This is a genomic window from Kitasatospora sp. NPDC059577 (assembly GCF_042735475.1).
In the GTDB taxonomy this organism is placed as follows: Bacteria; Actinomycetota; Actinomycetes; order Streptomycetales; family Streptomycetaceae; genus Kitasatospora.
In genome coordinates, this window is the sequence record NZ_JBHWBZ010000114.1 from 1 (window position 1) to 9,525 (window position 9,525).

Sequence of the window (9,525 nt, forward strand, 5' to 3'; positions counted from 1 at the left end):
GGGGGCCCCGGGCCTACGGCTGGGGGCTCGGGGACCCGCCGGTGGCCCCAGGGGCGGGCGTGCCGCCCGGGGTCGGCGCCGGGCCGGCGCCGCGGGCCGCGTCGGCCGCCTTCAGCGCGTCGCCGAGCGCCTTCTGGGCATTGCCGTAGGCCACCCAGTCGCCGTTCTTGAACGCGGTCTGGCTGTCGTTGTAGGCCTTGGCCGCGTCCGTCAGCGCCTTCTGCAGCTCCGGCGAGATCGTCCCGCCCGGGGCCGGCGCGGTGGGCGTCGGGGTGGGCGTCGTCCCCGGGGAGGTCGGGGACGTCGGCGAGGTCGGCGACGTCGGGGCCGACCCGCTGCCCGGCGAGGAGGGCGCGACCGGCGTGGCCGGCGGGGCCTGCCCGGCGAACAGCTTCTTCAGCGCGGCCTCCAGGGTGTCCTCGAACGCCACGTTGTCGTCCCCGTAGACCGCCAGCACCTTCTGCAGCGTCGGGTACTTGGCGCCGCGACCGCGCACGTACACCGGCTCGACGTTGAGCAGTCCGCCGCCGACCGGCAGGGTCAGCAGGTTGCCGTACTCCAGCTCGGTGTCACCGCCGGTCTTCAGTGCGTAGATCTGCGAGGCCACCTCCTGGCGGGAGTTGAACTTCGACTGCACCAGGCCCGGGCCGGGTGCGCCGGACTCGCCCGTCATCTTCAGGACGCGGATCTTGCCGTAGTCGTCTCCCGGGTCCGCGTTGACGGCCATGAACGCCGCCAGGTTCGGGCGGCCGTTGGGCACGAAGGTGCTGGTCAGCGAGAAGCTCGCGTTGGCGGCGTCCGGCGTCCGCACCGTCACGTAGTACGGCGGCTGGACCTGCTTGGTGTCGCTGGTCGGGTCCACCGGGACCTGCCAGATGTCACTGCCGTTGAAGAAGGAGTTGGAGTCGGTCACGTGGTACTGGCCGAGGAGGTCGCGCTGCACCTTGAACATGTCCTGCGGGTAGCGCAGGTGCGGCAGCAGCGACTGCGGGATGTCCGCCTTGGGCTCGACGGTGCCCGGGAAGGCCTTCATCCAGGTCTTCAGGACCGGGTCCTTCTCGTCCCACTGGTAGAGCTTCACCTCGCCGGTGTAGGCGTCCACCGTGGCCTTGACCGAGTTGCGGATGTAGTTGACCTGGTTGGCGACGGTCAGCAGCTCACCGCGCTGGTTGGTCAGCGAGTCCTTGGTGGCGGTGCCCAGCGTCGTCTTCGAGGAGAACGGGAAGCCGTCCGAGGTCGTGTAGCCGTCCACCACCCACACCACGTGGCCGTCCTGCACCACCGGGTACGGGTCGGCGTCGATCGACAGCCACGGGGCGACCTTCTCCACCCGCTCCTTCGGCGTCCGGTTGTAGATCACCTTGGCGCCGTCGGTGATCGCCCCCGCGTACAGGATCTGCGGCTCGGCGAAGCGCACCGCGTACGCGGCCCGGGTGACCGGGTTGTCCAGCGAGACACCGCTGTCACCACCGTACGTGTACTCCACGTTCTGGCCGGTCTTGGTGTCGGTGTAGTCGATCTCCTTGTTCGAGCCGCCGACGATCGAGTACGTCGTCGTCTTCTCGCCGTAGTAGATCCGCTGCTGGTAGTCGCCGAGCGCTCCGGTGGCCGGCAGGCCGGACTCGGTGAACACCGGGCCGCCCTTGTCGTCGACCTGGTTGCCCTTGGCGACCCCGGCGCCGTAGCCGTGGGTGTACTTGAAGTGGTCGTTGATCCAGTTGCGCTGGACGCCGTTGAGGTCCAGCTCGCGCAGGCCGATCACGGTGTCCTGCTTGGTCGCGCCGCTGCCGTAGCGGTCCACGTCCAGCGTGCTCGGGAAGGCGTAGTAGTTGCGCTGCTGCTCCAGCGACTGGAACGTCTGCGACACGATGTTCGGGTCCAGCAGCCGCACGTCGGCGATGGTCTGCGCGTCCGGCTTGAGCGCGTCACCGTTGGTCGACCCCTGCGGGCTGTACGGCGTGGTCTGCGCGTCGGCGATCCCGTACGCCTGCCGCGTCGCGTCGATGTTCTTCTGGATGTACGGCGTCTCCTTGGCCTGCTCGTTCGGCTTGACCTGGAACTGCTGCACGATCGCCGGGTACAGGCCGCCGATCAGCACCGCCGACAGCACCATCAGGCCGAGCCCGATCAGGGCCGGCGCCCAGGTGCGGCGGATCGGGGTGAGGAAGAACAGCACCGCGCAGATGATCGCGACGAAGAACAGGATGGTCTTGGCCGGCAGGAACGCGTTGGCGTCCACGTAGCGCAGGCCCGTCCAGCCCGAGACGCCCTTGTACGCACCGGTCTTGACCGCCAGCGCGTACCGGTCCAGCCAGTAGGCGACGGCCTTCAGCAGCACGAACACGCCCAGCAGCACCGCCAGGTGCCCCTGCGCGCCCGCGCTGGCCCGCCGGCCCGGGCCCTGCAGCCGCAGTCCCCCGTAGAGGTAGTGCACCAGCGCCGCGGTCAGCAGCGAGACGATCACCGCACTGAACGCGAAGCCCAGCACGAACTCGTAGAACGGCAGGTCGAACGCGTAGAAGGAGACGTCCATCCCGAACTGGGCGTCCTTCTCCCCGAAGGACGTCGAGTTGGTCCACATCAGCCAGGTCCGCCACTGGCCGGACGCGGCGGCGCCCGCCACCAGGCCGATCACCAGCGAGACGCCGATCAGCGCCCAGCGCTTGAACGGCGCCAGGCCGGCCCGGTAGCGGTCCAGGCTCTGCTGCTCCACCGACATCGCCGACAGCGGCGGCCGCAGCCGGTGCGCCAGCCAGATGTTGAAGCCGACGGTGGCCGCCATCAGCAGGCCGAAGACCGCGAACAGCCCGATCTTGGTCCACAACTGGGTGGTGAACACCGAGGAGTAGTGGACCGACCTGAACCACAGCCAGTCCGTCCAGAAGCCCGCGAACATGACGAACAGCAGGAACAGCACCGCGAGCACGCCCAGGGTCAGCAGGGCCACCCGCGCCCGCCGCGAGGGCGGGCCCACCCTTCGCCGGAAACCCGGCCCTGAGCGTTCCGGCATCTGGAATACCACGGTGGCACCTCAGCTGTGTCGTCTGGATAGGTCGGTCGTCAGAGCAACTAAACCAGGCTTCGGCCGAGTTCCCACCGTTAGCAGACGGTTACGACCACGCCCCGCCCCCGGCCGTCCGGCCCGCCCGTCCGGCGAGCACGCCCCGCCCGGCGTGTGAGGATTGAGGCATGTCCGACGCGCCTGATCTGAACAACTCCCCCGACGACGTCTCCAAGCTCCCGGCCGCCTCCCCGCTGACCCGGGCCGCCCTGGAGATCGACGAGTACGCCTCGACCCTCGGCTGGGACCTCCCGGCCCGGCTGTTCGCCCTGGTGGACAGCGCCGCCCTGCGCAAGGCCGATCCCCGGATCGCCAAGCAGCTCGGCCTGGCCGACAGCGACGAGCCCGGCCTGACCCCGGTCGAGCAGGACGAGCTGCCGGCCGGCATGGAGCTCGACAAGTTCCTCGGCACCATCGCCTGGCCCGACGCGGTGGCCGGCTGCGCCCTGGTCGTCGAGCGCCTGATGCTGCCCCCGGGCGCAGAGCAGTCCCGCCCGCGGGGTGCCAGCGACGCCCAGCTCGCCGAGTGGGTGGCCAACCACCCCAAGCGCGAGGAGGTGCGGATCACCGCCGCGGTGCTGCGCGACGGCCGGAAGGAGATCGCCCTGCGGCTGCGATCCAAGGACGTCGCCCGCGAGGTGCTGACCGGCCCTGACCTGGTGCCCGGCCTGACCGAGGCGCTGCTCGCGACCTTCTCGTAGGCGGGCCCGCGCGGGCCCCGGCCCGCGGGCTACTTGGCGCAGGACGGCAGCGCGGAGGTCTGCCCGGAGCGGATCTGCTCCAGCGACTTCAGCGCTCCGTCCAGCGTGTCCGTCTTGATCAGGGTCAGCCCGGACGGGATGTTCTTGGTGGCCTCGGCGCAGTTCGAGGACGGGGTGAAGAAGTACTCGGCCCCGGCGTCCCGGGCGGCGATCAGCTTCATCGATATCCCGCCGATCGGGCCGACCTTGCCGTCGTCGTCGATGGTGCCGGTGCCCGCGACGAACTTCCCGCCGGTGAGGTCGCCGCCGGGGGTGAGCTTGTCGATGATGCCGAGCGAGAACATCAGGCCGGCGCTGGGGCCGCCGACGTCCTGCAGGCCGATGTCGATCTGGAACGGGTAGGTGTGCCGGATCCCGGTGCCGATGCCGACCACCGCGAGTTCGGCGCGCTCGGCCGGGGCCTTCGGGTCGAGGTCCTTCGCCCGGACGGTCGGGACCGGCACGTCCGTCCTGGCGCCCGGGTCGGCGGCGCCGTTGCCGGCCGCGTCCTTGACCCTCGGGACGACGGTGAAGACCACCGGCTCGCCGGGCTTGTGCCGGGTGACCGCCGCGACCACCTGGTCGACCGTGGTCACCGGGGCGCCGTCGACGGCGACGATCTGGTCGCCCGCGTGCAGCTTGCCCTCGGCCGGCGCTCCGGCGGTGACCGACTTGACGATCAGCTCGCTGCCGACCGGGACGCCCAGCTGCTTGAGCGCCGCGGTGCGGGCGCTGTCCTCGGAGGAGGCGAACTCCTCGGCGTTCTGCTTCTTGGCGTCCGCGTCCGACTGCCCCTTGGGGTAGACGTTGTCGTGCGGGACCACCAGCACGTCGTCGCGCAGCCAGCCGACCACCGCGTTGACCAGGCTGGGCTCGTACTTGGCCCCGGTGACCTGGACGGTCGTCATGTTGAGGTGCCCGGTCGTCGGGTACGAGTCGCGCCCGGAGATGCTGATCACCGGCTTGCCGCCCTGGTTGCCGAGCGTGTTGTACGTCGGCCCCGGGCTCATCTCCGTGTACGGCACCTTCATCAGCACCGAGACGCAGAGCAGCGCTATGAGCAGCAGGGTGGCAGCGAGCATCGTCGCGGAGCGGCGTGGCATGCCTCGACAGTACGGGACGCGGGTGACGCGCCGCCCGGCGGGCTACCGGCCGGATCCCTCGCCGGGGGCCGCCGCGCCGGCGGTGGTGCGTTCCATCGCGGCCATGAAGCGCTGGTGCTCGGCGAGCGAGGCCGGGTCCCCGGTGGCCCGCGGGGCCCGTTGGGCCCAGCCCGCCCAGAGGGCCGCGACCAGGGCGGCGACAACCGGAATGATCAGCCAGGCGAGCGCACCCATGTCAGTACTCCCAGCTCGTCGTGTCTATGAGCAGATTAACCACTCCGGCGGACAACGCGGCCGGCGCCGTCCGGGTTACGGAACGGCCGATCGGCTCACTTCCAGGGAGTATTCGGGGCAGCGCCGCGAACCCGTTCGAGTGAGACCCCGGCGCGCCTGACCCGACAGACGTGCGGGACGTGCGGGCGGTTGCAGGGTGCGAAGGCCGGTCGTCAGCAGCCGCCGGCGCCGACCCACTCCTCCTCGCCGTCGGCGAAGACCTGGTGCTTCCAGATCGGCACCTCGTGCTTGAGGTCGTCGATCAGCCGGCGGGCGGCCGCGAAGGCCTCGCCGCGGTGGGCGCAGGAGACGGCGACGATCACGGCCTTGTCCGTGATCGACAGCCGGCCGATCCGGTGGACCGCCGCCAGCGCCCGGACCGGGAAGTCCGCGACGACCTTCTCGGCGATCCGGCGCATCTCCGCCTCGGCGGTGGGGTGGCAGCTGTACTCCAGCGCGGCGACCGACTTGCCGCCGTCGTGGTCACGGACCGTCCCGACGAAGACGGTGGTGCCGCCGGCCGCGTCGTCGCCGACCGCCTCGTACACCTCGTCCAGCGAGAGCGGGGTGTCGCGCACGGCGAGCAGGCGGATGGGGTCGTGGTTCTCTGACATGACCCCATGATTCCCCATCCGGCCCGGCCGGAGGCAAGTGTCTTCCGCATCACGATGTGGAAATTTCGCATCGTGAGAAACGGTGCCGGTCGGCCGACCGGTACCGCCTCAGAACCGGCGCCGCTTGCGGGCCCGGCGCACCAGCGCCGCCGTACCGACCAGCGCCACCGTCGCCCCGGCCGCGCCCAGGCTGGTCGCGGCTTCCTTCCCGCCCAGCCGGCGCCCGGCCACCGCGTGCTTGCCGGACACCTGGGTCAGCAGCTCGGCCAGCACCTGCTCGTTGGTGTGCACCGGACGCCAGCCCGCCTCGTGCAGCCGGCTGCCCGACACCACCCACGGGTACATCGTGTACGCCAGGTCCCCGGCCGGCGCCGGGGTCAGGCCCAGCCGGTGCAGCCGCGCCGCCGTCCCGAGCGCCAGCGCGGCCGGCAACTCCATCCGCCGGATCCCCGACAGCCGCTCCACGTCCTCCTGCTCCAGCCAGCCGTCGCAGCCGACCGTCACCTCGCCCTCGACCAGGCCCAGCGCCGCGTACTCCAGCGCCGCCGCCAGGTCGTCCACGTGACAGAACTGCCAGCACGGGCGGGAGCCGGCCACCACCAGCAGCCGGGGCGCCTCGAAGTGCCGGGTCAGCACGGTGTCCACGCCGGGGCCCACCACCACGGCCGGACGCAGGACCGTCACCTGCAGCCCGGGGTGGGCGCGCGGCGCGCGGCGGGCCAGCCGCTCGATCTCCAGCAGGTCACCGACCAGCGAGGCCTCCTCGGTCGCCCGCAGCTCGGAGTCCTCGGCCAGCGGCACCTCGTTGTCGGCCAGCGCGCCGTAGACCATCGCCGAGGTGCACAGCACCACCCGGTGCACGCCGGCGGCCGCGGCCGCGGTCAGCACCGTCTGGGCGCCGCGCACGTTGTAGGCGCTGCGGGCGCGCGGGTCGGACTCCATGCCGAAGTCCATCGCCAGGTGCACCACCACGTCGACCCCGGCCAGCCGCTCGGCCACCGCCGGGTCCCGCACGTCCAGCACCCGCCACTGCACACCGGGGGCCTCCCCGCGCCGGTCGTCGACCGCCAGGACCCGGCGTACGTGGGGGGAGGAGACCAATCGCGTCGCGACCCGCTCCCCCAGGACACCCGCGGCACCCGTCACCGCCACGGTCAGCGGCCGCCCGCCGTAGGCTGGAGGCGGCGACGCCGTGGTGTCCGACGCGTCCTCTCCTCCGGTCAGCCCAGAGCGAACGTCCGAGGGCGGGGAACTCACCGGCCATCCTCCACGGTTAGCTTATGTGCGTACGGACGTGTGTCACGTACGTCCATCCTGCCCGAGGCGAAGGCCCGGCGGTGCACCCGGCGCGGGCCTGCCGCGCGGGAGCCGTCCCCGAGTTCCCCGCTCCGCCACCGCCCCGGGCGCAGACTTCCCCGCCACACCCGCATGACGGCCGACCGGATCGAGGACCCCGTGAGCGACCTTCCCTTCGGATTCGGCGTTCCGCCCGAGGAGCCCGAGGACGGCAAGGCCAAGCCCGACGACGCGCAGAAGAAGAAGGACCAGGACCCCGCCTCCGGCGACCCGCACCCCTTCGGCTTCGGGGGCGGCAACCCCTTCGGTGCGATGTTCGGCATGCCCGGCGCCCCGGGCGGCCCCGGCGGCGCCGGTGCCGACAACCCCTTCGCCGCGATGTTCGGCGGCATGAACCCCGGCGACCTCGGCGCCGCCTTCCAGCAGCTCGGGCAGATGCTCTCGTTCGAGGGCGGCCCGGTGAACTGGGACCTCGCGCAGAACATCGCCCGCCAGAGCGTCGTCGCCGAGCCCGCCGAGGGCAAGAGCAAGGACCGCTCGGTCAGCGCCGCCGAGCGCTCCGCCGTGGCCGAGGCCGTCCGCCTGGCCGACCTGTGGCTCGACGGCGTCACCGAGTTCCCCTCCGGCGCCGGCACCGCCGTCGCCTGGAGCCGCGCCGAGTGGATCGAGGCCACCCTCCCGGTCTGGAAGGACCTGGTCGACCCGGTCGCCGAGCGCGTCGGCAACGCCATGGGCGGCATCCTGCCCGAGGAGATGCAGGCCATGGCCGGCCCGCTGATGGGCATGATGCGCTCCATGGGCGGCGCCATGTTCGGCACCCAGATCGGCCAGGCGCTCGGCGCCCTCGCCGCCGAGGTGGTCGGCTCCGCCGACGTCGGCCTGCCGCTCGCCCCGGCCGGCAAGGCCGCGCTGCTGCCGCAGAACGTCGCCGAGTTCGGCGAGGGCCTGAGCGTGCCCGCCGACGAGGTCCGCCTCTACCTCGCCCTGCGCGAGGCCGCCCACCAGCGGCTCTTCGCCCACGTGCCGTGGCTGCGCGCCCACCTGCTGGGCGCCGTCGAGGCCTACGCGCGCGGCATCAAGGTCGACACCTCCCGCATGGAGGAGCTCGTCGGCCGGCTCGACCCGAGCAACCCGGAGGCGCTCCAGGAGGCGCTGGCCGGCGGTCTGCTCCAGCCCGAGGACACCCCCGAGCAGAAGGCCGCGCTCGCCCGCCTGGAGACCGCGCTCGCGCTGGTCGAGGGCTGGGTCGACGCCGTCGTGCACGCCGCCGCCGAACCGCACCTGCCGCAGGCCGGCGCGCTGCGCGAGACCGTCCGCCGCCGCCGCGCGGCCGGCGGGCCCGCCGAGCAGACCTTCGCCACCCTGGTCGGCCTGGAGCTCCGCCCGCGCCGCCTGCGCGACGCCTCCCGGCTGTGGGCGCTGCTCGCCGACGCCCGCGGCGTCGAGGGCCGCGACGCACTCTGGGGACACCCGGACATGCTGCCCACGGCCGCCGACCTCGACGACCCGGACGCCTTCGTGCACCGGGGCGGCGGGGACGACCTGGAGGGCGGGATCGACTTCGACGCGCTCGACAAGCTGCTCGGCGAGGCCGCGGCCGGAAAGCCCGACCTCACCAAGGGCGACTCCGGCGAGGACGGCCCCGGCAAGGGCGGCGACGGGCCGAAGGCCGACGGCACCGACGGGAAGGGCGAGCCCACCGCATGACGGACACCGACGCGTCCGCGTCCACCCTGCACGCGGACGCCGTCCGCACGCTGTCCGGGTGGCGCCCGGCCGACGAGGACCAGGAACGGCTGCGGCTCGACTACCTGGAGCACCTGGCCGAGCAGCCCGGGGGCATGTTCCGCTCCTGCCTGCCCGCGCACATCACCGCGAGCGCGGCGGTCGTCGACCCGGTGGCCGGGCGGGTGCTGCTCACCCTGCACCCCAAGGTCGGCATGTGGCTGCAGATGGGCGGGCACTGCGAGCCCGGCGACCGCGACCTCGCCTCGGCCGCGCTGCGCGAGGCCGTCGAGGAGTCCGGCATCCCCGACCTGGTCCTGCTGGAGGCGGACGGCGTCCCGGTCCCGGCCAAGCTGGACCGCCACCAGGTCCGCTGCACCGGCAAGGACCGGCCGGAGAACACCCACCTGGACGTCCAGTACATCGCGGTGGCCCCGACCGGTGCGCAGGCGCTGATCAGCGAGGAGTCGCTGGACCTGCGCTGGTTCGACTACGAGCGGCTGCCGGAGCTCACCGACCACTCGGTGCGCGACCTGGTGGCCCGGGCGCGGCAGCTGACCGGCTGAGGTGTGACACGAGAAGGGGGGGGGGGGCCGGAGCATCCCGCCCCCCCGACTCTCGTCGAGACGCGGGGACCCCCCCCGCCGCCACGCCCCCCCCCCGGCCGCCCCCCACCAACAGGGCGCCCCCCACGAGGGGAGCACTTGGGTTTA

8 protein-coding genes are annotated in these 9,525 nt (G+C 72.7%); 3 read left to right on the forward strand and 5 right to left on the reverse strand.

All coding sequences use genetic code 11. The features are described from left to right. Positions 1-13: 13 nt before the first annotated feature. Positions 14-3,010: a UPF0182 family protein gene (locus ACFV0O_RS40870; protein ID WP_380349967.1), complete on the reverse strand. Its 2,997-nt coding sequence runs from the start codon at positions 3,008-3,010 to the stop codon at positions 14-16. Between the two features lie 179 nt (positions 3,011-3,189). Here ACFV0O_RS40870 and ACFV0O_RS40875 point away from each other — a divergent pair, with 179 nt between their 5' ends. Further along, positions 3,190-3,762 carry a PPA1309 family protein gene (locus ACFV0O_RS40875; RefSeq protein WP_380349970.1) on the forward strand — a complete coding sequence of 191 codons (573 nt, stop codon included), beginning with the start codon at positions 3,190-3,192 and terminating at the stop codon, positions 3,760-3,762. A gap of 29 nt (positions 3,763-3,791) precedes the next feature. Here ACFV0O_RS40875 and ACFV0O_RS40880 read toward each other — a convergent pair whose 3' ends face one another. The 4 genes from ACFV0O_RS40880 to ACFV0O_RS40895 all read right to left on the reverse strand — a co-directional run bounded on the left by ACFV0O_RS40880 (position 3,792) and on the right by ACFV0O_RS40895 (position 7,048). Then, a complete protein-coding gene (locus ACFV0O_RS40880; protein ID WP_380349973.1) occupies positions 3,792-4,904 on the reverse strand; it encodes a PDZ domain-containing protein in 1,113 nt (370 codons plus the stop codon). 42 nt (positions 4,905-4,946) lie between these two features. Then, complete coding sequence (locus ACFV0O_RS40885; RefSeq protein WP_360259512.1) at positions 4,947-5,138, reverse strand: hypothetical protein; 192 nt, start codon at positions 5,136-5,138, stop codon at positions 4,947-4,949. Positions 5,139-5,350: 212 nt separating this feature from the next. Further along, entirely contained in the window at positions 5,351-5,791 is a 441-nt protein-coding gene (locus ACFV0O_RS40890; protein ID WP_360259515.1) for a molybdenum cofactor biosynthesis protein MoaE, read from the reverse strand. A 108-nt stretch (positions 5,792-5,899) separates the two neighbouring features. Continuing rightward, a complete protein-coding gene (locus tag ACFV0O_RS40895) occupies positions 5,900-7,048 on the reverse strand; it encodes an NAD-dependent epimerase/dehydratase family protein (RefSeq protein WP_380349977.1) in 1,149 nt (382 codons plus the stop codon). A 198-nt stretch (positions 7,049-7,246) separates the two neighbouring features. Between ACFV0O_RS40895 and ACFV0O_RS40900 the strand changes: the two genes are divergently transcribed. Together ACFV0O_RS40900 and ACFV0O_RS40905 are read left to right on the forward strand one after the other, a co-directional pair. Further along, complete coding sequence (locus ACFV0O_RS40900; RefSeq protein ID WP_380349980.1) at positions 7,247-8,794, forward strand: zinc-dependent metalloprotease; 1,548 nt, start codon at positions 7,247-7,249, stop codon at positions 8,792-8,794. Beyond that, positions 8,791-9,378, forward strand: a complete 588-nt coding sequence (locus tag ACFV0O_RS40905) for an NUDIX hydrolase (RefSeq protein WP_380349983.1) — start codon at positions 8,791-8,793, stop codon at positions 9,376-9,378. The genes ACFV0O_RS40900 and ACFV0O_RS40905 overlap by 4 nt, the downstream gene beginning before the upstream one ends. Positions 9,379-9,525 lie beyond the last annotated feature (147 nt).